21 protein-coding genes are annotated in these 26,331 nt (G+C 38.3%); 3 read left to right on the forward strand and 18 right to left on the reverse strand.

Translation table 11 applies throughout. The features are described from left to right. Positions 1 to 195: 195 nt before the first annotated feature. The 11 genes from D3H64_RS09025 to D3H64_RS09080 all read right to left on the reverse strand — a co-directional run bounded on the left by D3H64_RS09025 (position 196) and on the right by D3H64_RS09080 (position 13,949). The gene (locus D3H64_RS09025) at positions 196 to 519 is read right to left on the reverse strand and encodes a hypothetical protein (protein ID WP_121565895.1); all 324 of its coding nucleotides are present in this window, start codon (positions 517 to 519) and stop codon (positions 196 to 198) included. Beyond that, entirely contained in the window at positions 507 to 1,010 is a 504-nt protein-coding gene (locus D3H64_RS09030; RefSeq protein ID WP_121565896.1) for a hypothetical protein, read from the reverse strand. The genes D3H64_RS09025 and D3H64_RS09030 overlap by 13 nt, the downstream gene beginning before the upstream one ends. 68 nt (positions 1,011 to 1,078) lie before the next feature. After that, entirely contained in the window at positions 1,079 to 3,910 is a 2,832-nt protein-coding gene (gene uvrA, locus D3H64_RS09035; protein WP_121565897.1) for an excinuclease ABC subunit UvrA, read from the reverse strand. Positions 3,911 to 4,309: 399 nt separating this feature from the next. After that, complete coding sequence (ftsX, locus tag D3H64_RS09045) at positions 4,310 to 5,197, reverse strand: permease-like cell division protein FtsX (protein ID WP_158589269.1); 888 nt, start codon at positions 5,195 to 5,197, stop codon at positions 4,310 to 4,312. Then, positions 5,187 to 5,882, reverse strand: a complete 696-nt coding sequence (ftsE, locus tag D3H64_RS09050; protein ID WP_121565900.1) for a cell division ATP-binding protein FtsE — start codon at positions 5,880 to 5,882, stop codon at positions 5,187 to 5,189. The genes ftsX and ftsE overlap by 11 nt, the downstream gene beginning before the upstream one ends. A 73-nt stretch (positions 5,883 to 5,955) precedes the next feature. Further along, a protein-coding gene (gene prfB, locus D3H64_RS09055; RefSeq protein ID WP_121565901.1) for a peptide chain release factor 2 occupies positions 5,956 to 7,078 on the reverse strand; the annotation gives its coding sequence in 2 pieces (ribosomal slippage) (positions 5,956 to 7,005 and positions 7,007 to 7,078; 1,122 coding nt in all). 128 nt (positions 7,079 to 7,206) lie between these two features. Then, complete coding sequence (gene secA / locus D3H64_RS09060; RefSeq protein WP_121565902.1) at positions 7,207 to 9,600, reverse strand: preprotein translocase subunit SecA; 2,394 nt, start codon at positions 9,598 to 9,600, stop codon at positions 7,207 to 7,209. A 251-nt stretch (positions 9,601 to 9,851) separates the two neighbouring features. Beyond that, positions 9,852 to 10,412, reverse strand: coding sequence for a ribosome hibernation-promoting factor, HPF/YfiA family (gene hpf, locus D3H64_RS09065; RefSeq protein WP_121565903.1), 561 nt, complete (start codon positions 10,410 to 10,412; stop codon positions 9,852 to 9,854). 223 nt (positions 10,413 to 10,635) lie between these two features. Further along, positions 10,636 to 11,136, reverse strand: a complete 501-nt coding sequence (locus D3H64_RS09070) for a ComF family protein (protein WP_158589270.1) — start codon at positions 11,134 to 11,136, stop codon at positions 10,636 to 10,638. A gap of 190 nt (positions 11,137 to 11,326) precedes the next feature. Then, entirely contained in the window at positions 11,327 to 12,688 is a 1,362-nt protein-coding gene (locus D3H64_RS09075) for a DEAD/DEAH box helicase (RefSeq protein ID WP_121565905.1), read from the reverse strand. Between the two features lie 370 nt (positions 12,689 to 13,058). Beyond that, on the reverse strand, positions 13,059 to 13,949 hold the full coding sequence (locus D3H64_RS09080; protein ID WP_121565906.1) for a DegV family protein: 891 nt from the start codon (positions 13,947 to 13,949) through the stop codon (positions 13,059 to 13,061). Between the two features lie 155 nt (positions 13,950 to 14,104). On the opposite strand from D3H64_RS09080, the gene D3H64_RS09085 reads away from it, so the two are divergent. Beyond that, complete coding sequence (locus D3H64_RS09085) at positions 14,105 to 14,755, forward strand: YigZ family protein (protein WP_121565907.1); 651 nt, start codon at positions 14,105 to 14,107, stop codon at positions 14,753 to 14,755. A 329-nt stretch (positions 14,756 to 15,084) separates the two neighbouring features. Here D3H64_RS09085 and D3H64_RS09090 read toward each other — a convergent pair whose 3' ends face one another. The 3 genes from D3H64_RS09090 to D3H64_RS09100 form a co-directional block, all read right to left on the reverse strand. Then, positions 15,085 to 16,110: a glycosyltransferase family 4 protein gene (locus tag D3H64_RS09090; RefSeq protein ID WP_121565908.1), complete on the reverse strand. Its 1,026-nt coding sequence runs from the start codon at positions 16,108 to 16,110 to the stop codon at positions 15,085 to 15,087. A gap of 259 nt (positions 16,111 to 16,369) precedes the next feature. Continuing rightward, entirely contained in the window at positions 16,370 to 17,191 is an 822-nt protein-coding gene (gene nadE / locus D3H64_RS09095; protein ID WP_121565909.1) for an ammonia-dependent NAD(+) synthetase, read from the reverse strand. An 11-nt stretch (positions 17,192 to 17,202) separates the two neighbouring features. Further along, positions 17,203 to 18,675, reverse strand: coding sequence for a nicotinate phosphoribosyltransferase (locus tag D3H64_RS09100; RefSeq protein WP_121565939.1), 1,473 nt, complete (start codon positions 18,673 to 18,675; stop codon positions 17,203 to 17,205). 862 nt (positions 18,676 to 19,537) lie between these two features. Here D3H64_RS09100 and D3H64_RS09105 point away from each other — a divergent pair. Together D3H64_RS09105 and D3H64_RS09110 are read left to right on the forward strand one after the other, a co-directional pair. Next, positions 19,538 to 20,743: a radical SAM protein gene (locus D3H64_RS09105; RefSeq protein WP_121565910.1), complete on the forward strand. Its 1,206-nt coding sequence runs from the start codon at positions 19,538 to 19,540 to the stop codon at positions 20,741 to 20,743. Then, a complete protein-coding gene (locus D3H64_RS09110; protein ID WP_121565911.1) occupies positions 20,736 to 22,307 on the forward strand; it encodes an ABC transporter ATP-binding protein in 1,572 nt (523 codons plus the stop codon). The genes D3H64_RS09105 and D3H64_RS09110 overlap by 8 nt, the downstream gene beginning before the upstream one ends. A 155-nt stretch (positions 22,308 to 22,462) precedes the next feature. Here the strand turns inward: D3H64_RS09110 and D3H64_RS09115 are convergent, their stop codons facing one another. From D3H64_RS09115 to D3H64_RS09130, 4 genes are all read right to left on the reverse strand, one after another. Further along, entirely contained in the window at positions 22,463 to 23,236 is a 774-nt protein-coding gene (locus tag D3H64_RS09115) for an ABC transporter permease (protein ID WP_158589271.1), read from the reverse strand. After that, entirely contained in the window at positions 23,236 to 24,015 is a 780-nt protein-coding gene (locus tag D3H64_RS09120) for an ABC-2 family transporter protein (RefSeq protein ID WP_121565913.1), read from the reverse strand. Before D3H64_RS09120 ends, D3H64_RS09115 begins: the two co-directional genes overlap by 1 nt. Further along, positions 24,015 to 24,962, reverse strand: coding sequence for an ATP-binding cassette domain-containing protein (locus D3H64_RS09125; protein WP_121565914.1), 948 nt, complete (start codon positions 24,960 to 24,962; stop codon positions 24,015 to 24,017). Before D3H64_RS09125 ends, D3H64_RS09120 begins: the two co-directional genes overlap by 1 nt. 165 nt (positions 24,963 to 25,127) lie before the next feature. Further along, positions 25,128 to 26,288 (reverse strand): YcaO-like family protein, encoded by a 1,161-nt coding sequence (locus tag D3H64_RS09130; protein WP_121565915.1) that lies wholly within the window; start codon positions 26,286 to 26,288, stop codon positions 25,128 to 25,130. Positions 26,289 to 26,331: the final 43 nt, after the last annotated feature.

Below are 26,331 nucleotides of genomic sequence, written 5' to 3' on the forward strand. Positions count from 1 at the left end.
AGCTGGCTATCGACCACTTACACTTTTCCTGAAAAATTTACCCACAACAAAATTGGACAAAGTGCCCAAAAGAAAAGCGAGTATAAACGTTGTTAAATCAATATTTATACTCGCTTTTATATTTTTAAAGTATCAAGATCGGGAAAAGTACCCTCTAAAAAAGAGTTCTATCCATACCACATGACTATTGCCTGACTATTCTTCTTCGATAACATAATTTTTCTTAAAAATGTTAACCATACCTTCAAAAACTTCTTCAGATAATAAAGCCAACTTTGGTACTTCTCTAATGATATTTCTTTTTAATTCTAAATAGCTAACATTTTCATTTTCTGAAAATAGCCTATTCAATAATATAATAATTTTCCCTCTCTCATCAAAAGTAATACCATTCTCCAAGCAAAAAAGACTTGGAGATACTGGGTTTAAAGCTGAATGTCCATGTAATTCGGCTAATTCAGAAATAGCACTTTCTATCAGATTTAACTTATCTAAAACATGCCCATCTACAATATCCAACTAACTGCCTCCCTAATAGCAAGAGCTATATTAGTAACAACACTTCTTGAAACGCCAGAATTGACTAAACCTCTAAAAACAGCATCGTATACTGCTTGAGCAGGAATATCAGTCCACTCTAACAAAGGGGTAAGAGAAGCAGCAATCTTACCAAAGTATCTATCAACTTGGTTTGCAACTGCTTTACCAGAAACAGATTTTACCGCATTTACAATAGCAGTTCTATTCTTTATAGCTTTCCTAATGGCAGTTTTACCAACTTTTTTCCAAATACTTCTTTCTTCTTTTAAATATTGATAATCAGATTCTTTAGGAACTTGATAAATAATATTAGAACTACTATCAGCTAAAACTTCAGTAGCTGGTAAAACACTCCCAGACAAAGTAACAGCTAACATTGATAAAGTGCCAAAAAATTTACCCACCACAAAATTTAACAAAGTGCCTTTTTTCGGAAGATTTTCCAGCAACACTATTTGACTAAGCGCCAAAATTCCCCGCCAACACTATTAAAAAAAGCAGTGAAAGCTCTAGTCCGACTCCTATTTTTGCGCACTCACTAGATCTTTTTTTCTAAAAGTGGTTTAAGATATTGACCGGTATAAGAAATAGCTGTCTTGGCTATTTCTTCTGGTGTGCCAGTCACAAGAACTTGACCTCCACCAGCACCACCTTCAGGCCCCATATCAATCAAATAGTCGCAAGATTTGATCACATCCAAGTTATGTTCGATCACTAAAACCGTGTTTCCCGCATCGACTAAACGTTGAAGAACTGCTAAAAGCTGTTGAATATCTGCCATATGCAAACCAGTTGTTGGTTCATCTAATATATAAAAAGTGTTACCGGTTGCCACGCGTTGCAGTTCACTGGCTAATTTCATCCGTTGCGCTTCTCCACCTGATAAAGTCGTTGCTGGTTGTCCTAAACGAATATAACCTAAACCAACATCCACAATAGTTTGTAATTTACGTTTGATCTTAGGAATATTCGCAAAGAAATCGAGAGCTTCTTCCACTGTCATTTCCAATACATCAGCAATACTTTTCCCTTTATAACTGACTTCCAAGGTTTCACTATTATACCGTTTACCATGACAAACTTCACAAGGCACATAAACATCTGGTAAAAAATGCATTTCAATCTTCAAAATCCCGTCGCCTTTACAGGTTTCACAACGGCCACCTTTAAGATTAAAGCTAAAGCGTCCCTTTCCATATCCTCTGACTTTAGCTTCATTCGTATGCGCGAATAAGTCACGGATATCATCAAAAACACTCGTATAGGTCGCTGGATTAGATCGTGGTGTCCGTCCAATCGGGCTTTGGTCGATCGCAATCACCTTATCTAGGCTTTCATAACCCTTTATTGCCCGACATTTTCCTGGACGTTCACTGGTCTTGTAGAGCTTTCTCATTAAACTCTTTTTCAAAACTTCATTCACTAAAGAACTCTTTCCTGACCCAGACACACCAGTAACCCCTATAAATAAGCCCAAAGGAAATTCTACATCCACTTGTTTGAGATTATTTTCGCTAGCTCCCTCGATCTTTACTGCCCCTTTTTCAGGCTTTCGTCTTAATAAAGGAACTGCTATGTGCTTCTTTCCGGATAAATATTGTCCCGTCAAGGATTTTTTGTTTTTGGCTACTTGGATAGGCGTACCAGCTGCTACCACTTGCCCTCCATGTTCGCCAGCTCCAGGCCCTATATCGATCAAATAATCTGCCTGCCTCATCGTATCTTCATCATGTTCTACCACAATTAAGGTGTTCCCCAAATCCCTCATTTGTTTTAAAGAGGCAATCAAGCGATCGTTATCTCTTTGATGAAGTCCTATAGAAGGTTCATCCAAAATATACAAAACTCCACTCAAATTAGAGCCAATTTGAGTAGCTAAGCGAATGCGTTGCGCTTCCCCACCAGACAAAGAGCCTGCCACCCTACTCAATGTTAAATAACCCAAGCCTACATTTTCTAAAAAGCTCAGCCGATCTAGCAATTCTTTTTGAATAGGTCCTGCTATTTCTTTATCTTTATTTTCTTTAAACTTTAGCCCTCGAACAAAAGTCAAAAGATCTGTTACCGCCATATCAGAAACTTCCCCAATATGTTTGCCTTCGACTTTTACCGCTAAAGCTTTTTCATTCAGCCGATAGCCATGACAAGTTGGACAAGTCAATTGAGTCATATATTGACTCATCAGCTCTCGTGTAAATGAAGAATGCGTTTCATGATAGCGTCGATTCACATTGACCAATACACCTTCGAAATCAATTTCCTTTTGTGTCCTTTTCCCAAAGTCATTAGTGAAATCAAAGGTAAAATAAAAGTCTGGACGGCCATATAATAACCAATTCTGTTGCTTTTTAGGCAATTGATTAAAAGGGGTATCCAGATCAATCCCTGTAGCTTTTGCAAATTGCTGTAAGAGCTCCGGATAGTAACGTGAAGAAATCGATCGCCAAGGCACAAAAACTTGCTCTCTTATCGTAAGATTTGAATCAGGAATAACTAAATCTACATCCACTTCTAACTTAGCCCCTAAACCGTCACAATCTGGGCAAGAACCAAAAGGAGCATTAAAAGAAAAAAGACGTGGCTCCAAATCCCCTATACTGAAGCCACACTCTGGGCAAGAATAATGCTCACTAAAGACAAGGGTTTCTCCCTTTTCAAGCAAAACTTCTGCACGACCTTCAGCCAAATGAAGCGTATTTTCCAAGGAATCAAACAAGCGAGACCTAGATGAAGGCTTGATAGCAATGCGGTCAACTACCACACTGATATCATGCTTTTTATTTTTATCTAATTCAGGGACTTCAGACAGTTCAAAAATTTCGCCATCCACAGCTACACGGATATAACCTTCTTTTTTTACTTTTTCAATAATTTGCTTGTGTTGCCCCTTTTTCCCTCTAACAATAGGCGCCAACAATTGTATCCGAGTCCTCTCCTTCATCGCCATCAAGCGATCCACCATTTGCTCCACACTTTGACTCGCAATCAAGTGCCCATCATTCGGACAAACAGCCTCCCCAACTCTAGCATAGAGTAAACGTAAAAAATCATTAATTTCCGTTACCGTACCGACAGTAGAACGAGGATTATTACTAGTACTTTTTTGGTCGATAGCAATCGCAGGGCTTAAGCCTTCAATACTGTCCACATCAGGTTTATCCATCTGCCCTAAAAATTGACGAGCATAAGTAGACAAGCTTTCCACATAACGCCGTTGCCCTTCTGCATACAAAGTATCAAAGGCCAAGGAGCTTTTACCAGATCCAGATAAGCCAGTAACCACCACAAGCTTGTCTCTTGGAATACTTAAATCAATATTTTTTAAATTATGGGTTCGTGCACCATGTACCAGAATCTTCTCTTTCCCCATAAGCTCCTGTCACTCCTATCTCACTCATCTTCTATCGTTTATTAAAGCGAATGTCTGTTCCCTTTTATTATATCATGTCCTTCAGATAGACGAAAGTCATCCACTTTTCAGCTGTCTCAAAACTAAAAAACAAGGTGCAATTCTTATGAAACGGGGATGGGATAAAATTCATAAAGCAAGAAGAAAAGTGCGCCAATCAAGTTTTTCCCGACTTGATATGACACACTTTCTTATTTGGACTTACTTAATTATTGGGCTTTTGTCCCAGCCCCGCTTCAAAAGAATTTGCCAACAAAAAATTGAATTAAGAATAAAAATGTGGGTCATAAAACTTGATAAAGAGCTACTAATTCCCTCGATCTCTTTTCAAAGATCCAGCTCTTTTTTAAAAGCTCTCATTTATTTCTTCAAATAGCGTGAAATAGAAAAGAGCGAACCAAAAGACCCAATGACAACTCCAACAATAACCATGGCCAAACTAATCCAGACAATATGTGGATATGGAGGAATCAGCTTCAAAGACGTCCCTGCCATCTTGTCCATCCCATAACGATAAAGGATAGGATAGCCAATAATAAAGAGAGCAAGCGGTATAATAGACCCTAGTAAGCCAATCAAGCCCCCCTCCAAGAAAAATGGCGCACGAATATAGGAATTTTTTGCCCCCACTAGACGCATGATATCAATTTCCACTTGTCTTGCATAAATAGCTGTTCTGACCGTGTTGGAGATTAAGAAAATCGCAATGATTAAAAGTGCTCCTAAGACACCCATCCCGATTAAACGACCTGTTTTCACATAAGACAAGAACTGGGTGACGCTTTCTCCCCCATAGTTAACATCCACCACATAAGCTAACTTAGCGACTTCTTCAGCAACTTTTTTAGTCACTTGTGGGTCTGTCGTCTTAATGACTAAGGCATTGGATAAAGGATTAGAATCTTCCGTAAATATATTGAACTCCTGCCCTTGAGACTTGGTTAAATCTTTTAGTTCTTGTTCCTTCGTTCGATACTCCACAGACTTTACATGCGAAATTTTTTGGACAGATTCTTGTAATTTCTTTTCATCATCTGGATTAGCCGCTGGATCGATAAAAGCTTTAACCGTTACTTGTTCTTCAAGATGCATAGCGACATGATTCACATTCATCAAGAAGCTGGTCGCTAAACCAAACAAGATGAGGGTCAAGGTCACTGCCGTAATGGAAGCGACAGTTAGGAGGCTATTCCGCCTAAGCCCCTTAAAGGCATCCCTTATATGGCGAAGAAAATTTCTAACGAACATAAGCGTAGCCTCCTCGATTTTGGTCACGCACAATTTTGCCATTTTCAATAGCAATAACCCGATGACGCATATGATTCACAATTTGGCTATTATGAGTTGCCATTAATATGGTTGTCCCTTGCTTGTTGATTTTTTCTAGAATTTGCATAATCTCAACTGAAGTTTCCGGATCCAAATTTCCTGTCGGTTCATCTGCAATCAAAACTTTTGGCATATTGGCAATCGCACGAGCAATGGCTACCCTCTGTTGTTCTCCACCAGACAATTCATCTGGGAAACGATCTTTTTTGGCGGATAAGTGAACCAATTCCAAGACCTCATTCACTCGTTGCTTGATCTCTTTTGGACGTTTCCCCACAACTTCCATAGCATAAGCAACGTTTTCATAAACGGTCAACTTAGGTAAGAGTTTAAAATCTTGATAGATGACCCCAACAAACCTTCTTAAATAGGGAATATCTCTATTTTTTAGTCGAACAAGGTCAAAATCCCCGACTTTAATATAGCCCTTGCTCACTTTCTCCTCCCGATAAATCAATTTCGTAAAGGTAGATTTACCTGAACCACTCGGCCCTACAATATAGACAAATTCTCCAGCATCAACTTGAACAGAAATGCCTTTCAAGGCTGGGACTTCTCCCTCATAATATTTCGACACATCCATCATCTCTATGATGAGTCCCATACACTTCCCTCTCTTCTTTTTTTATTTTCATTTACCTTAGACTCAGTATAGCATCTTTCCTAAAAACTTCTCCCTAAAGTGAATGATCCGAAACTTTCCCCATTCTCCACTTGAGATAAGCATCAATAAATCCATCTAAATCTCCATCCATCACATCGGATATCGAAGAAGTAGAATACTCAGTCCGTAAATCCTTCACTAAACTATAAGGATGGAAAACATAGTTACGAATCTGCGATCCCCAACCAATTTCCAGTTGTTCTCCACGAATAGAAGCCAACTCTTTTGCCTTTTCCTCTTCTTCCATTTGCAACAATTTAGCCTTTAAGAGTTGCATAGCTGTCTCCTTATTAGCAAATTGCGACCGTTGTGCCTGAGATTGCGTTACAATCCCTGTTGGTAAGTGGGTGATCCGTACAGCTGATGACGTTTTATTGATATGTTGCCCCCCAGCCCCAGAAGCTCGGTAGGTATCAATTTTTAGATCATCTGGTCTAATATCTACATTCACATCTTGTGATAACTCTGGAACCACATCAACCGAGCAAAAAGAGGTATGCCGTTTACCTGCTGAATCAAACGGTGAAATACGAACTAAACGATGGACACCCTTTTCAGCTTTTAAATAACCGTAAGCATTATGCCCTTTCACCAAGAAAGTCGCACTCTTCAATCCGGCTTCTTCACCATTTTGGTAATCAATGAATTCCACTGAAAAATCATGCTGCTCAGCCCATCTCCTATACATACGTAGGAGCATTTCGCCCCAATCTTGAGATTCTGTCCCACCAGCCCCAGGATGTATTTCCACGATAGCATTGGAAGAATCATGAGCTTCGTCTAAGAGCATATCTAATTCAAACCCTCTTAGCTCCTTTTCCAATACCCTAGAAGCTTTTTCTGCTTCTGCTAGTAATTCCTCATCTTCTTCCTCTTCCAAGAGCTCAATGCTATCTCTTAAATCTTCCACTTGACTCCCTAAGGATTCAAATTGGTGAAGAATAGCTTTTTGTTGGTTGCTTTTGCCAATGATTTCTCTGGCTTTTTGAGGATCATCCCAAAAATCATTTGCCATCATTTGATGATCCATCTCGGCGATATCCTCAGATAAACGGTCTATGTCAAAGAGACCTCCTGAAGCTGTTCACTTGAGCAGCTGCTTTTTCATAGATTCGCCTTAAGTCACTTATTTCCAATTAGGACACTTCCTCTCTAAAGACTTGCACTAGGCTAAGTCCTTCCATACTATTTCTTAAAAGCACTCGTATAGATGGAAAAAGAAATGGGTGAACTTTAACAGCCCATTTCTTCTCTCCTACTCTCTTTAATTACTGTGCGATGGGGTTACTGCTTCTCTTTTCAAATTACGACGAATTTGAGCTTTCATAATGATCCGTGTGACATCAAAATCGATCGCTGCAATCATTTCGTTAAAGCGTGTATACCCCTCTGTTTGATACTCTGTTAGAGGGTTTGTTTGAGCATATGCTCTCAAGCCAACCCCAGTCCGTAATTGATCCATGTCATCGATATGGTCTGTCCATTTTTGATCCACCACTCGTAAAATGACTACTTTTTCGAACTCTAACAATTGTTCAGGACTAGCTAATTGCTCCTTCTTATCTTCATAAGTTGCCATAGCAAGTTTCCATAAAAGATCCTCAATATCACTTGGGTTCTTTCCATCTATTTCTGATTTGGAAAGTTCATCTTCTCTAGCAATACTTGCAATAGCAGCATCGTAAATGGCTCTGTAATTCCAATCCTTCTTATCGCCAATCGTATTATTAGCCACCATACGATGAATAGTACGTTTGATCATTTGCATCGTGACCTTTTCCAAAGATTTCTCCTCAGTAATCACTTGTAGACGTTGACGATAAATCGTTTCCCGTTGTTCCCGCATCACTTCGTCATATTCCAAAACGTTCTTCCGGGTATCATAGTTATTCCCTTCTACCCGTTTTTGTGCAGATTCAACTTGTTTAGTAAAGAAGCGGTTTTGAATCACGATGTCCTCAGTTTCATCTTGACCCAATCTTTCCCACATAGCTTGGATCCGTTCAGAACCAAATCGGCGCATCAAATCATCTTCTAAGGACAGGTAAAATTGCGTTACACCTGGATCTCCTTGACGTCCAGAACGTCCACGAAGCTGATTATCGATCCGACGCGATTCGTGCCGTTCAGTCCCAATAACACAAAGTCCTCCAAGTTCTTTCACGCCAGGCCCAAGCTTAATATCTGTCCCACGACCAGCCATGTTAGTAGCAATCGTTACAGCTCCTCTTTGACCTGCTCCAGTAATAATTTCCGCTTCCTTAAAGTGGTTCTTGGCATTCAAAACTTCGTGAGGAATTTTTTCCTTTGCCAACATGCGGGACAAAAGTTCAGAAGTTTCTACAGCTACTGTCCCGACAAGAATTGGTTGACCAAGAGCATGACGCTCCTTAATTTCTCGAACAACAGCTCTGAATTTTGACGTTAAGGAAGGATAGAGTAAGTCGTGTTGATCCTTCCGAATAACTGGTCGGTTGGTTGGAATGACGATGGTATTCATATTGTAAATTTCACGGAATTCTTCTTCTTCCGTCTTAGCTGTACCGGTCATTCCTGAAAGTTTCTTGTACATACGGAAGAAGTTTTGGAAGGTAATAGTCGCCATGGTTTTAGATTCGTTTTCGATTTTTACGCCTTCCTTGGCTTCAATCGCTTGGTGCAGACCGTCAGAATAACGGCGCCCTTCCATAATACGACCAGTAAATTGATCAACGATCTTCACTTCACCTTCATCGACCACATAGTCAATATCTTTAAGCATGATATAGTTGGCTCGAAGAGCTTGATCAATATGGTGCGTTAATGCAGAGTTATCCACAGAGTACAAGTTTGGCGTACGGAAATTCCGTTCTGCCTTGGTGATCCCTTCATCGGTTAAACCAATTGTCTTAGAGGTGATATCGATCACATAGTCCACATCTTCTTTAAGACGTTTCACAAATAGATCTGCTTGTTTATAGAGTAAATTGGATTGTTCAGCTTGACCGGAAATGATCAACGGTGTTCTTGCCTCATCGATCAATATAGAGTCTACTTCATCGACGATAACAAAATTCAATGGGCGTTGAACCATTTGCTCTTTATAAACCACCATGTTGTCCCGCAAATAGTCAAAACCTAATTCGTTATTGGTAGAAAAAGTGATATCTGCTGCATAAGCTTCCCTTTTTTCAGGGGCAGACATACTATTCAAGTTTAATCCAACCGTTAAGCCAAGGAAACGATACAATTCCCCCATTTCCTCCGCATCACGAGATGAAAGATACTCATTAACAGTAACCACGTGTACACCTTCACCAGACAAAGCATTCAGGTAAACAGGCATCGTAGCTGTTAAAGTCTTCCCTTCCCCCGTTTTCATTTCGGCAATATTCCCTCCATGGAGAACAATACCACCCATAATTTGCACTTTAAAAGGGAACAAGCCCAACACACGCCGTGCCCCTTCACGAGCTACCGCAAAGGCTTCCAGAAGAATATCATCTAACGTTTCTCCTTCTTTTAGACGTGTTCTAAATTCTCTTGTTTTTGCTTGTAATTCTTCATCAGTCAAAGCAGCATATTGAGGCTCCAAAGCCATGATTTTATCCGCTGTTTTACTGATGCGTCTAAGTTCTTTTTTATCGTTTTCGATTAATCGTTTCAAAAAATTTGCCATACTAGCTCCTTCTCAATCGCCTATCTTTAAATAAAGCAACGAATCACAGTGTGGGCATTATCTAATTTAGCCATATCAAAATTATTCTAACATTAAGTTATGACAAAATAAAGCCTTACAGTGGCGACAAAGCTCTTGTTTAGCTTAAAAAAGCAATAAGAGCAGCGGGATGCCAGCTAAAGGGTTCCCACTGCTCTGCTCTTCATTTTCATCCGACTTCAAGGCTAGCTGATCGCTCTCTTTTCCGTCTCCTAGTTTTCTAGGTCATCCGTTTCAATCAAGCCATACTTTTTGTCTTTACGGCGGTAGACAATACTGATGCCACCAGTTTCAGCATCTTCATAAATGAAGAAGTCGTGACCTAACATATTCATTTGTAGCACAGCTTCTTCACTGTCCATAGGTTTCAAAGCAATGCGTTTCTTCCGAACAATTGAAATGCCGTCTCCTTCACGTTGAGCGACTTCTTCGTCATCTACCAACGGAACCGTCAAGTCAACTTGTTTTTCACGTGCTTTACGGTTAATACGTGTCTTGTATTTACGAACTTGACGTTCAAGTTTGTCTTCTACAAAATCAATGCTGGCATATAGATCTGGAGAGGTTTCTTCTGCTCTCAAGACTAAGAAAGAAAACGGAATGGTCACTTCTACCTTAGCTTGTTTATCCGCATATACTTTAAAATTAACGTGTGCGGTCACATCAGGAGAATCTGTGAAATATTTTTCGAGCTTACTGAGCCGTTTGATGGCATAATTACGAATTGCCTCAGTGACTTCGATGTTTTCTCCACGCATATTATACTTGAACATAGTACCAATCTCCTTTCGCTGGTTGCCCAGTTTTAGATCCCGACTCTTTGGTATGAGTAAATAAGGGGATCCTTCACTATTATTATAAAACTTTAAGAGATCATTTACAAACGTTTTCAGTTTTTCTTCCCTATATTATGTTTTTTCTCTCCCTTATTGACTTCATTTATATTTCTAGCAGCAAGATGTTCTTTTGCTTTTCTAACTGAAAGGCAAGTCTTTCTTAAGCTCTTGCCAAAACCCAAGCTGCTATCGATTGAAAGGCTCTATTTTCTAGCAATTCTAAGGCATGGTGCATGGTAGCACCTGTCGTATAGACGTCATCGATTAATAATATACTTTTTCCTTGCCTATCGGAAATATCTTTTAACAAATCTTCATTCAATTGGAAAGGATTTTCTGAAGCCAAGCGTTCTTGTCGGCTTTTATAGGCCTGTTTCATTTGCCCATCTCCCATTTGCTTACTTTCTAACAAAGGGACATATGCTAAACCTGCCTTTTCTAACAGATAGGCCACTGGGTTAAATCCCCTTTGCCTCTTTCTTTCTCTATTGGAAGGAATAGGTACAAAAATTTTATCCTTAAAAACTTTTAGTTCCTCTTTAAAGATAGGCGATAAGATGCGTTCAAACCGTACATCCCCCTTCATTTTCAATTGCAGTAAACTCTCTTTAATCATCCCTTCATAGCGATAGGCTGACCATACACGAAATTTGGGATCCACTCCCTTAGCCCTCCAGTTTAGGCAATCTGCACACAGCACTTTTTTATCCTTTCCTTTTTGACAAACATAACAAGAATCCCCTTTAAACCTTTCCTCTTCTATACTTTTCTGACACTCAAGGCATAGACAAGGCTGGCTAATCGGATAAAATGTCAGCCACTGCTCTAGGAGGAATCTCCTTTGAATCTTTTCATGACAAAGTAAACAAGTCATGGTAATCCTCCCTTCCCTCTTGATAAGAACGATTGAGGAAACGAATCGTCAATTGAGCCTTTCTCATAGCTTTAGTTTGCCCATTATGAAAATAGACTACTCGTCCTGATGGGGCATCTTTATGCCTGCCAACTCGTCCAGCTATTTGAATCAAGGATTCAGAAGAAAAAGTCTCGTCTTCTGCGCCTAAAACAGCCACATCTATGGCATAAAAGGTCACTCCTCTTTCTAAGATCGTTGTGGATAAAAGAAGGTCATAAGCTGCTCCCTTAGCTTCCTGTACTTTTTCTAAACGTTTAGTATCCTTGGCTGAAACGCTAGCCACTCGCCAATCAGGATGCAGCTTTTTCAAGATACTCTCCATTTTTATCATCAAGGGTATATGTGGCATAAAAAGAATAAGAAATTGTCCTTGAGCGACTTCTTCTTTCAAAAATTGGTGAATACAGTTAGGTAACTTCCCCTTTATCACTTTTTCCCGCCAATCCCCCACATAAGAAAACTCAGCTTCAGGCAAAGGATGCCCATGAAAGCGACCAGCTAAAATAGATATAGGCAAGCCTTCACTCCTCACTTCCTCAATCAAAAAGTTTGGCGGTGTGGCTGTTAACCAGAATATACTATGTCTTTTTTTGACTGACTTCGCCACTGCCCTTTCTAAAAGCGCGGAACCATTAAAAGGGAAAGCATCCGCCTCATCCACAATAAGAAGGTCAAAGGCTTGGTAAAACCTCACCAATTGATGCGTTGTCATCATCATAAAGGGTCTAAAGCGATACTCCTCCTTACTCTCCCCATACAAAAGAGGAATATCCTCGGACGGAAAAGCTTTTTTATACCTCGCGTGTAAATCTAAACACACATCAATCCTAGGAGAGGCATAGGCCACTCTCTTGCCTTGAGACAACGCCTTTCTTATACAAGCAAAAGTCATTTCAGTCTTCCCTGCACCAGTAACTGCCCATATCAATCGATCTTCTCCCTTACTCAGGCTCTCTAACATTTCCCCACTAATTCGCTCTTGATCGGTGGAAAGGGAGTGCTCCAAATAAAAATCAACCTCCCTAGGCTCTAAGGAAGTAACCGGTAGATACACTAAAGCACTACAAGTTGACACACGTGAAAAAGCCAAGCAATCCAGGCAATAAAAACAATTTCCATGTCCCTTTACACAAGGTTTTTCCTGAAATAGCCGGCTATCCTGATTTAAACAACGACGACACATTCCCTCTCTAATGCCATAAAACTTTCTAAGCTGATCTGGATGCTTTTGAACAAATTCCCTTTGCTCTCTTGATAGTTCTTCTAAACTTAGCACCCTCCCCTCTAAACTTTCCACTTTTCCCCTCCTTTACATAGATGAACAACATTTTTCAAAACAAAAGCTCCCCCTGCACTTTACTCACATAAGGCAGCTCATCTACAGGGCTTCACAATAGTACAATATAACTTTTCCCCTTGCGTCAATAAGAAACGCAAGAGAGTTCATTTCTGATTAGCTCATTCACTTCATCAGTAGCTAGGCCCATTTATCCCCCTTCAAGCAAGATACATCTAGCTCTTCAAGCAAAAAAGCCTGTCAAAAGCACTTGTATATCAGTACTTTTAACAGACTTTCGCCTTACTGTATTAACGTTTATTCATTTAAAGGCTCTTAGAATAGCGCCTAAATAAATCTTCCACAAGAACAATCGATCTCAAAAAGTTTATCATTCCTCTACATTAATCAGTGAGACTTGTGGATCAATAACAGACCAAATCACCCCTAAAGATCTTTCTCCCAAATGTGTTGCTATAACAGGACTAAAGGAAGAAATCATCACGTCTACATTCGGATGCTTTTCTCGAATTTCTTCGGCTAATTCTTCGGCTTTATTTCGATAAAGCCCCTCTGATATCCCCACAAGAACTTTTTCATCTGACGAGCTTCGTTCGACATATTCTTCTAAGAGTGCAAAAACACGCTTGATGGCTCTTTGTTCTGTACGAATTTTTTCTTTTAAGACAATTTCGCCTTGTTCAAATTGCAACAAAGGCTTAATTTTTAGCATATTGCCTACCATTGCCACCCCAGAGCTTAATCGTCCTCCACGAACTAGACTATCCAGCTCATTCACCACAATTGTGGTTTCCATTCGCTTAACAAAAGCTTCGACGGAAAATAAGATTTGCTCACTATTAAAACCGCTAGCAATCATCGAGGCAGTATATTGCACTAAACGAACCATTTCTGCTGCAGAAGACATACTATCTACCACATGTATTTTCAAACGGTCAGCATATTCTTCCGCCATCATTTGTGCACATTGATAAGTCCCACTGATTTTAGAAGAAATAGTCACTACTATAACTTCCTCATAGCCCTCTTTTATCAAGCGTTCAAAAGCATCTGAAAAAGCTGTTGGAGCTGGCTGAGAACTCGTTGGAAAATGGCTATCCGTCTTCAAGTAGTCGTAAAATTTTTCTTCAGTCAATTCCGTTTCTAAAAAAGTTTTTTGCCCAAAAGTCACACTCAATGGCACGACGTCGACTTTCCATATTTTTTTCTGTTGTTCTGTTAAATTTGCCGTACTATCTGTCATTAAAGCTATCTTTGTCATCTAATATCTCCATCACTTATCTGTATAATTGCATCATGTTGTGAATCTATGGCACAAGCCTATCGTTTGCTAGAAGAGCCTAGCAAACATCTCCTTACAGTATGCTATAATCAAGTCACAGAATCAACCACTAGAACGAAAGGAATTGCCACTTTATGTCAAATCTCTCAATTAAAGAATGGGCTAGCGCAGATATCATGATCAAAGACTCTCAATTTATCGGCTATCTCTTTCCTATTTCCTCTGAACAAGAGGCTATCGACGGCCTAGCTAAAATTCGTGCAGAGCACCCCAAAGCAACCCACCACTGTTCTGCCTATCTTTTAGGCGACGATGACCATATCCAACGTGCCCACGATGATGGTGAGCCCAGTCAAACAGCTGGAGTTCCCATGTTAGAGGTCCTTAAAAAAAATAAATTACACGATGTTTCTGCCGTTGTCGTCCGCTATTTTGGTGGCACAAAGCTTGGTGCTGGCGGTCTTATCCGTGCTTATACTAAGGGAGTTACCATCGCCTTAGATGCCGCCTGCCTTGTCGATAGAGTCTGGCACCAACCCTTTGATCTCACTTTTGCCTATAGCGCCATCGATCCTCTTGACCATTTTTTAAAAGATTATCCTGTAGAAATAACCAATCGCAGCTATCTAGACCAGGTTACCTACCGCCTACAAACTCCTCTAGAGCACTACGATAAGCTAGTCTCTTCCATCCATAATTTCCTCAACGGTCAAGAAAAAATCACTCCACTAGAAAAGGAAATCCTCCCGCTAGTCGTGAAAAGAGGACAAGATCCAAACAACTAGTTCCTCTTTTATCTTTAAGCCACAAAAACATGAGGGGCAATCCTCATATTATCATCAGAAAACTAAGTAAAAGCAGCTAGCTATCACTCCCGACAAGAAAGAGCCCTAAATTTAGATCCTTTGATCCAAATTTAGGGCTTATTTGATCAAGTCTAAATTCCCCAAAAATTTATCCAATGCTCAAATGGTGGACAAATTTTTGGGGGAATTTAGGATCAAACATACATTTTTGACATCACTTCTAAGGGCATACCTTTCCAAAGAAAGAACAAACTCCAAAGATACCCTACTGACTTATCATTGAAGCGCAATAAAACTTTAAGGACTCGTTATCCATCTTTTGGCTTTTTTCTCGTCATCACTATTAAGTAAGTAGCCAACACTATAGCTAAAGCAAAGAAAATCACCGAAATATCATGGTAAACCTGTGCCGTCAAAGCGGATAAGCTAAAAAGCAAGCTAATGGAAAGGATGGCCAAGACTGCCTGCAAATGAGAGAGGCCTACATCTAACAAGCGATGATGCAGATGTTTCCTATCCCCCTGAAAAATGGCTTGCCCTGTCCACAGACGGCGAATAACCGAAAAGACAGAATCTATCAATGGTAAAGCTAAAATAAAAACTGGTAAGATAACCGACACAAAAGCTGCCGATTTAACCCCTACCAAGGACACGACAGAAAGCATAAATCCTAACCACAAACTCCCCGTATCTCCTAGATAAATAGAGGCTGGATACCAGTTATAAGGCAAAAAGCCCAGTAAACTCCCCATCATTAATATTACAATGACGAGCTGAGGAAAAGGAGTTGGAAAAATAAACCAATAGAAGATCATCCCCATCGTTAATAAACTAATCACCGTTACCCCAGAGGCTAGTCCATCTAAGCCATCAATTAGGTTCATCGCATTGGTCAGCAAAAAGAACCAAACCCCAGTTGCCAACCACTGCAACCAAACGGGCAAGAAAATTAGAGTATTCCCCATACGGATGGTTTCAATTAACAAAGATGATTTTGAGACGACTAAGACTGTCGCAAGCAAAATGCCAAAAGTTTTTTGAAATGGAGAGAGATCCCTATAGTCATCAATCGCTCCAGTAAGAACAATCAGGCTTGATCCAACAAAAACACTGGTATAATGCGCAAACTGTTCTTTGAAAAGAATAGCAAATACCAACCAAAAACTGACATGAAGAGCCAAGCCACCCATAGTAGCCATAGCCTGATGATGGATATGGCGGAAGCGAGGTCGATCAACCCATTGGAAACGATAGGATAGATAACGAACCAATCGAGTCATAACTGAAGAAACCATAACGGTTAACACAAAAGCTACAAGCAATCGTCTATCCACCCCAAAACCTCCTTAAGGCAGTCCCCTTTATAAAGATTCCCTTCCTACTGCTTCTATTCCATCTCATCCATCTATGTCTACATTTATCCGAAAAGTTACTTCAATGACAGTCCTACTCCTTATATTTCAACTAGTCCCCTTTGACTAATCTATCTTAGCCGGTCATCTTATACCGTGCTCATATCTATTCCACCAAAAATCATCATATGCCATACTCATATCTATTTCTGCCAAAAATCATCTTCTGCCATACTCATATCTATTTTCGCCAAAAATCATCATAAACAGTGATAGGCAAATGCCTTTTATGCGCCGTTTTGAGATACCAGCTTTCGATACGTTCAGCTTCTTCATCACTGACTTCTCGACCTTCCAAATAATCATCAATCGCTTGATAAGTCACCCCAAGTGCTTCTTCATCTGGTTTAAGAGGAGCATTTTCTTCCAAATCAGCTGTCGGAATTTTTTCATACAAGCGTGGATTAGCCCCTAAAGCCTTTAAAAGCTGGCGCCCTTGTCGTTTATTCAAGCGCCAAATTGGTAAAATATCACAAGCTCCATCCCCAAATTTCGTATAAAATCCGGTAACTGATTCAGCTGCATGATCTGTCCCTAATACCACGCCTTGCTCTTGACCTGCTATAGCATATTGCGTCACCATACGCATCCTAGCCTTGATATTTCCCTTGTTAAAATCACTAATCGCTCCATCGATACTTTGGACTAAAGCGTCGACAGCAGCTTTTATATCCACCCGAATCACTCGGTCAGCTTGAATAAAATCAAGTGCCAATTCCACATCTTCTTGATCCTTTTGTTGCCCGTAAGGAAGGCAAACCGCTAAAAATTGGTAATCCTCATCCCCAGTTTCTTCTCGTAATTCTTTCATGGCTAATTGACCTAAACGACCCGTTAAAGTCGAATCTTGCCCGCCAGAAATACCTAAAACAGCTCTTTTTAAAAAAGGATGGGCAAGAAAATAGTCTTTGATAAAGTCAATCGATCGCCTTATTTCTTTCTCCGCTTCAACTGTAGGCAACACTTTCAACTGTTGAATAATTTCTCTTTGCAATGGTCTCATTTGTTTCTCCTTTAAGCTTTAGCTTGCCCCTTTTCAACCTCTTTTCTAATCTCTTGGATGGCCTTCATCTTCCGATCATAAATCATTTGAGAAAAGTCAACCGGATAAGGTTCTGGGTTCAGTATACGTTTATATTCATCCCAAAGTTGATCCAATTGTTCTTTAGCAAAATTCCTTACTTCTTCTAAACTTGGTAGGTCATAGACCAATTTCCCATCCACAAAAATATCTTGTAAAACTGGTCGAGCCACAAAATCCTTCACTGTTTTATTGATATAGGTATAAGTTGGATGGAACATAAAGAGTTCATCCAAACCTGCCACTTCTTCATCCCAATCAGCCAAATAGTCCCCTTCAGATTTCCCATCTGATTTACGGGTGATCCGCCAAATTTGCTTTTTCCCTGGGGTGGTAATTTTTTCGGCGTTAGAAGAAATTTTGATGGTGTCCACCATTTTCCCTTGATCATCTTCAATCGACACAAGCTTGTATACAGCCCCTAAAGCTGGTTGATCATAAGCCGTAATCAATTTGGTACCAATTCCCCATACATCTATCTTAGCCCCTTGCATCTTCAAGTTTAGCATGGTGTTTTCATCTAAATCATTGGAGGCATAAATCTTTGCTTCTGTAAATCCAGCTTCATCTAATTGTTGACGAACTTTCTTGGACATATAAGCCATGTCTCCACTATCGATCCGAATACCTAAAAAGTTGATCTTGTCCCCGAATTCTTTTGCCACACGAATAGCATTTGGCACCCCTGATTTCAAGCTGTCATAGGTATCCACTAAAAAGCAACAATCTTTATGCGACTTAGCATAACTAACAAAGGCATCATAGTCATTACGATAAGCTTGTACTAAGGAGTGAGCGTGAGTCCCAGCAGCTGGTATGCCAAACATTTTAGCAGCACGGACATTGGACGTCGCATCAAAACCTCCTATATAAGCTGCACGAGTTCCCCAAATAGCTGCATCAAATTCTTGCGCCCGCCTTGAGCCAAATTCCATCACCGGGTCATCTTTAGCAACTGATTTCACCCGACTAGCTTTTGTGGCAATTAAAATATGAAAATTCACAATATTTAAAAGAGCTGTTTCCACTAATTGGCATTCGCAAAGCGTTCCTTCTACTTGTAAAACAGGCTCGTTAGCAAAAACAATGTCCCCTTCAGCCGGAGCACGCAAATTCCCTTTAAAGCGAAAGTTTCTCAAGTAGTCAATAAATTCTTCTTCGTAATCACAATGTTCCTTAATATAAGCTATATCAGTTTCAGAGAAATGAAGATTTTCAATGTATTGAATGATCCTCTCCAAACCAGCATTAACGGCATAACCACTCTTAAATGGTAACTTACGGAAGTACCCTTCAAAAACAGCCTTTCGATTTTCAAGGCCATCTTTCCAGTAAGAATACATCATATTAATCTCATATAAGTCTGTATGTAAAGCTAAAGAGTCGTCATGGTATTGAATAGGCATTGCAATAGATCCTTCCTTTTTTTGGCAAACGTGTTGCTTGCATATTTCCTCCATTTTAACACACCTTTTCCCAAACTGGAGCTATCAACAGCTGAAATCTATTGCTTATAGCCCAAACAAACTTAGCCAATCGTCTCCCATAAGCGCTACTAGAGCTTTAAGGAAAGGTCATTTTTTTCATTACATTTAGGTTAGTTTATTATATTTACTTTCTCATTTTCATGATATAAAATTATTCAAACGTCAACGACGTTTAAGCAAAACAAAAGGAGGATAAAAGATGAAGCAACTATCTTTATATGATTTGAAAGCCAAATTAACTATTGAGACAGGTCAATCCATTCGCAATTGTGGCACAAAAAGAACCAAAAACACTAAATTAATTAGTTTTTAATAATTACTACTTAGTTAAAATAGATTTATTCTTTTTTCAAGCATATTGTGCAAAGTGATCCAATCTAAGCAACATCTCTTGGCTACGTTTTAATTTTAAAACATAGCCAAGAGTCATTTGCTCAGTTATTAAAATCTATTCCTATTACCTATATTTCAAAATACTCCTTTCTATAGATATATGTCATTTATATCATTTTGTTATTCTTTTATTTATCACAAGCTTATTCAAAAGATTAACCATTTAATACGTTACTACGCTCGGAGGACTTGCCTATATGTAATTGTCTCAACATAAGTACAATCCTGATGCATTCTTAAGCTATTTACATCACATTAATCCCTGATTATGTCATACACTTTCTAACAAAATCTTGCCATTTACTAAATCATCACATTAAAAATAGGGGGGCGCATTACTATACTCATCATCAACCCAACAGCTTATTTACAATATTTTGGAGAAGAAATGATACTAGATCTTCACAATCATTATTACCTTCTAAATCAGTATCAAGCAAAAATTTTAGCTATGATCAACAACAATTTACCCTTCAATAGTATGGTGAATTACTTTAAAAATATAGTTATCGAAGACGATATACAAGCTATCACTACAATTCTTTCTTCTTTCATTAAAGACATGATTGAAAAAGAATGGCTAGTAAAAAGTAGTATCTTTACTAGCAAAAAGATATTTGGCAAAAAAGGCTTATATTTCCCAAGAAAAATTGTCATAGAGTTAACCAATAAGTGTCATTTGCAATGTGTTCATTGCTTTAAAGAATGCAGTCCAAAACTTAGCTCTTCCATTGATTCAGACCAACTCTTCAAATTTTTAAATAGCATCAAGGGAATTGTCTCTGAAATCCAAATAACTGGTGGAGAACCCATGATTCATCCTCAATTCAATGCCATAAGTGAATTTGTCAATACAAATTTTGACTATACCTCCATAACAACCACTGGGCATTTTATTAATACCAATAACCTCTCTGTTATGAGTTATTTTGATCACATTCAAATTTCACTATATGATTATGATCCCGCAATACATGATACTATAACCAAGAAAAAAGGAGCCTTTTTAAGAACTCTAGCGGGCATTCAATGTTTAACGGATATTAATGCCTCTTTTTCTGTCAGCAATATAGTTAGACATCAATTTTTGAATCGATTTGATCAATATATTCAGTTTTTAATCCAGCATCATATTCCTGAACTCTCCATGGGTTTGCTCAGCCAATTAGGGAGGGGCATCCCTATCCACAAGAAATGGTTGCTTTCAGAAAATGAGCTAGCTAACTTTCAAACTTTGCTACACATAAAAAGTAACGAATACGTCAATCAAATAAAGATTCATACGTGGGACGATTCTGCTTGCTCAAGCTTTTTTAAAAATATAGACGGTCAAACTTTATCTTGTGGAGCAGGTTTATTAGAGTGGACAATCACTGAACAAGCTACTATCAAACCCTGTTCATTTTTCCCAGATTCCCTATTTTCAATGTCTGATTTAACTCATTTTGAAGATCTTATCTCAAAAAAACATACTCAATGTATAAAAATGAGAATCAAACACTGGGAACGCGCTTTAAATAAAATTGGCCATTCCACTTCAGCTATATGCCAAGAAATCTATCAAGCAACACAAAAGGAGGAAGATTATGCGTAAATTCTTATTTCTAACCGTTTTAACTTGTATTACTGCTGTATCAACGTTAAACGTGTTATTTTCATATCAAATTCAATTTATTATTGACGCATTGGCTAAAAAAGACGTTGACGCTTTTTCAAAAAACATTTTAGTCATGGCTTTTATTATGATTTTGTTGCTCATTATCGAGTACGCCAGACAATATTTAAATACCTCTTATCTCAATAAAGTAGGCTTAGATATTCACAAAACCATTATTAGTAAAGTATTCCATTTAGACTTTCGCCAATTCAAAGAAAAGTCCAGTGGCGAATACATTTCCATTCTTAACAATGATATCGATAGAATAAAAACCTTCCATTATGATGCAATCATTTCCTTATACCAAGGGATTGTGACATTTATCATTGCCTCTATGGCTTTATTTTCACTTGACTCCATCACAGCTATCCTCATTATTTTAGTTTCAGCTTTCCCTATTTTAATTCCCTATCTGTTTAGGCATAAAACTCGATCAGTTACCAACAAAATATCTGATCAGCAATCCCAATACAACAGCTATTTGAAAGATTTTATCTCCGGTCTTTTAGACATTAAAAACTCTCATTCCTCGAAGCTATTTGTCGATAACGTTAATAACAAATATAAAGATGTCAATACAAGTGTTCAAGACGAATGTCAACTTACCTCACTGATAAACGTTTTAATCGGCTTATTTTTCTACGGTTGTGTTATAGTGATTTTACTTATCGGTGGTCAGCAAGTTTTAAGTGGCGCCATAACAATCGGTGCTCTAACATCCATTATTGCTTTATCTAACGAACTTGAAATGCCTATCAACCTGATTGCAGACAATTTATCTAGTATCAACTCAGTTAAGGATATTAAACAAAGTTATGATCATCAATCAAACGAGCTAGTAGATGTAACGCATACAGCCAGCAAGCTAGAAGCATTGAACAGAATCCTTCTACAGAACATCTCTTATTCCATCAACGACCATCAATTATTTAAAAACTTTACTTATGAATTTGTCAGAGGTCACAAGTACCTCATTATAGGTAGCAGTGGTAAAGGGAAATCTACTTTAGCTTATTTACTCACTAAAAACATCGAGCCTGATCAAGGAAGTATTTTATACAATAATCTTGATAGCCAACAACTGAGCTACGCCGATGTGCAACAGCATATTGCCTTAATCTCTCAACAATCCATTATATTTACAGAAACACTCCTCAACAATCTACACTTATACCAAGATTTACCAGTCGATCAAACTCAAAAATTGTTGCAGCAATTTAACTTAGAGAGTCGTTTTAAAGATCTAGATGAGCTACTCATCGATGATGGCAATCTCTCAGGTGGCCAAAAGCAACGCCTCCTCATCATTCGAGCCCTATTGCAACATAAAAACTTTATCCTATTAGACGAATCCCTTTCAGGCTTAGATAAAGAAAATTACGACTTGATTGAATCTTATTTGCTCAACAAAAAAGATCTATGTGTCATTAATATTTCCCATAGACCAACTAATCACATCGAGCAATATGACGCTATTCTTAATTTTGACCAATTAAATTAGCTTTGTCTATCGTTTGCTTATCGAGGTCAATTTCGAGTACGAGCGCTTAAGTTGAAGCTAAGTTTTCTGTTAAATTTCTCTTATTTAAAACAAGAAGTGTAAAGCAAAAAAGAGCTAGTCCTTATATACTAGCTCTTTTTTGCTGCCTAATTTGCCTAATTTGCGGAAACATAACGCTTCAATCCTGCTTTCCAAACATAATAAACCGCCAGTAAGCCCAAACTATCTAAGGCCATTAACAGTAATAAATAGGTCTGATAACTATCTCCTTTAGCAATTAAAACTGGAAGATTCAAACCCATCAAAATTGGCACAAACCAGGTAAAGAAAAAGCGAATCCCTTTAGGATATATCACCATCGGCCTTGAAGAAAACTCTACTAAATACTCTGGGACACCTAAAATACTATCCGCATCTTCCACCCAAAAAGAAAGGGATACGGCCAGTTGATTCAAAATAAAGATCAAAATAACTGCCAAAAGCATGGTGAAGGCAAATAACACCAGCCTCAACACACTCATACTGTAATTTTGTATAAAATAAACTTGTACTCCTAAGCAAATCAACCAGTTAAAAAAGCTTGATACATCAATCCGATTCAATACAAAATACAGGAGAGAGTTAACTGGTTTCAACAAAAAAGGTTCAAGTTCGCCTTCCAAAATATACTCAGTTAAATTTTCATGCGATATAACAAATAAAGTTTGATACATAAAACTGATACTAGATGCTGTTGAGACTAGCAATAAGTAATCCGTTTTTGTCCAATTTAAAATCGTTTCAGTTTGTTCAAAAAAGACTACGCCAGCAATTATTTCCACCCCAAAGAATAGGATTCCTATTAAAAAAACTAGGGCTGCCGACTTCCGATCAATCAACATTTCTTGAATGCTTTGACTGACCAATTTTCGCCACAATTTAAATGTCATTATGCACCCATTCCTTCGTATTTCTTTAAGCCCAATCTGTAACTCAATTGGTAAGCTACATAAAAAATAAAGCTCCATCCTATAGCAACAATAATCAGCCAGACAATCTCCCGCTCATCCATTTGAAATTGCAAGGCTCTCGTGTAATGATAACCCACCAAAGCGAAAGGATTCAGCATCAACAAATGATAAAAACCCTTTGGCAACAAATTCAAAGGAAATAAAAGGCCTCCTAACAGGGTATAAGCAGCATTGAAGATCGACCGCATTGGCCACATTTGAATCAGCCAGAAGCCTAAATTACCTAATAAGGAAACAAACAAAAAGAACATGGCAACATTTACTATTAACAAGAGGGTTAAAAGTACAGCATAGCTTGGTGAAAAACCCCTAAAAACCCCAAAAGCAATCACCAACAAATAAACTAGGAACTCCAGCGATTTTCCTCCCAAAAGTTCTGCAAAATTATAAAACAAATAGGAATATGGTCTCAAGAGATGCATCGTCAACTTTCCTGTTCGAACCTGTTGACCCAAACGAACAATTCCCTCTCCTGAAAACAAAACCATGGAAAAATTGACAAGAATAATATACACCATCATTTGTGTTTGAGAGAAATACCCTATTTCATCTTGACCTGAACTAGCAAAAATAGCCTGCCAGGTAAAAACCGACAAAATAATCGCAATCACATTATTAAACATGCCCGCTAGCAAATTGAATTTATATGACAACCTAATTGATAAACGATTTAAAAAGATGATCCAATATTTTTTCATTATGCATTTTCCTTAAATAAGCGATAAATAATTTCTTCAAAACTTTCACTTTCTTTTTGGAAGGTTACTAGCTCCGATAGATCGATCTGGCCTTTAATCTTTTCATAATCTTCCAAAGCTAACCGGATACTGTTCTCCGTTTCTTTATAGGCCGTCAATTCTTCTGGAATTTCCTCCTTAAACTCGATCACGTACTGATCTTGGGTCGTATATTTTTTCTTCAACCCTTCAATTGTAAGGTCATCTCGGACACTCCCCTTGATTAATACAATGACTCTTTCACATAAATTCTCTATATCTTGCATATTATGAGAAGTAATAATAACGGTTGTGTGTTCATTTTGATTAATCTCTTTTAAAAACTGACGAATGGCCACTTGACTAGGCAAATCCAATCCAATAGTTGGTTCGTCCAAAAATAGAATTTGAGGTGAATGGATTAAAGCGCAAATAATTTCAAATTTGACACGTTCTCCCATGGACAACTTTCGAACAGGGATATTGAGTTTTTCGCTCAAATTCAACCTTTGCGTCAGATCTTCCAAGCGTTTCTTGAAAATCTCCCGGTCTATCCCATAAACAACCTGAAGCAAAGATAAAGTTTCCTTAGCAGGTAAATCCCAAATCAATTGACTTTTTTGTCCAAGGACAACCCCAATTTCTTTTAAGTAAGCTACATCTTTTCGATAAGGAATATATCCATTCGCTAGCACACTTCCTTTATCTGTAGCTAATATCCCAGTCATGATTTTGATGAGGGTTGTTTTTCCTGCACCATTAGGCCCTAAAAGCCCAATCATTTCACCACGTTCAATCTGTAAATCAATATGAGAAAGGGCTGGTTCAAACTCATACTGCCGGTTAAAGAAATCTTTAATAGCTCCTACAAACCCTTCACTTTTCTCGAATACTTTATAGTCGTAAGATACGTTTTTTACCTCGATCATTTTGTCCCTCACGTATTGTTTTAATTTACCGCAATCTTTCAAATTGCTTTTTATTACTTTATTAACAATGTCATTTCATCCCTTAGCAACTTGTTCACAGACATTCCATACTGCTCTATTTCTTCACATCTATAACAAGTATAGCCTTCAGGTCAAGGCATTCAGCTAGCTATTCAAACTAGAAAAGTTTATCTTTCTCGGAATAGCCATGACCCCCTGATTAACCACCTGAAAATTATCCGCTTCAAGAACAATAATTTTATAACAAGAAATCTCATTGTTAGTTTCAACTTCGTATTCATATCCATTCAAATGGTGCTTCTTTAGTAAGGTTAAAATGTATTGATATTGTTCCTTACAATTAGCGAAACTTACTTGGCTATTCATAAAATCAACATCAACTCTTTCAACCTCTTTATAGTCACAGGTCACCATTTTGCGATACTGTGGTACACTTTTAAATAATTCAAAAGTGTAGTCATCCATTCTTTCTTCTTCGATAGTATACAGTGCAAACGATTGGAATAGTTCTGACATAGCCCTAAACAAAGCTAACTCAGAGTTCTGTGATGTCCCTGAACCTTTTAGTGGCAGTTTTTTCAAAGCATCCGTCCATACATAATAACTATAAAATCCGTCAAATTCGGTCATATCAATCATATGAATCTTTGCATGTATCGTTTGTTCTAAATCACACAGCACATTCCGTAATGGTTGCGTGAGTGAACTAGGTCGGACTACTCGAATCGGCTTATTTTTAGTCAAAAATGTTTCAACAAGATGAGTGGATAAAGCATTTCGTTCTAGAACTTCATTTATCGCGTGTATCTTTGCTTCATAAGGATTTAATCCTACTGCAAATCCATTGTTAGTCGCATATCTACTCACTATCTCATCACACAATCCTGCATTTTGAAAGATAAGAAATAAGGGAAAGGGAATCTTTTCACCAGTATGCACATGCATTATATCAACAACTTCAACATCTTTATTCTTCTTATATAATCTTATAGGAAGCATGTCATTTAATTGGCTGTTTTTCGATCGTAAAGTTTCAATAGGTATATATTTTGATTCAAAAGTTGGTGAATCATCACAATAATAATGGTGTTCAATTGCTTCAAATAATGCTCCAGCTAAAGCTTGTTCTTTCCTTCCTTTTCCAGCTGCTATCGCCTCGCCAGAATTGTTTACCACTTCTACAGCATACAAACAACTATTCTTGCTTTTTACCATTCGGATACTGTAGCTAGGACAAATGTCCGCCAATATTTTCTCAGCTATATGAATAGCTTCGCTCGTTAAAACGTCTCTTTCTAGGTACATATCTGCATCTCTTTCAAATTAGAGCTATTTTATCCAACGTCTA

Source organism: Atopobacter sp. AH10 (assembly GCF_003664595.1).
Taxonomy (GTDB): Bacteria; Bacillota; Bacilli; order Lactobacillales; family Aerococcaceae; genus Atopobacter.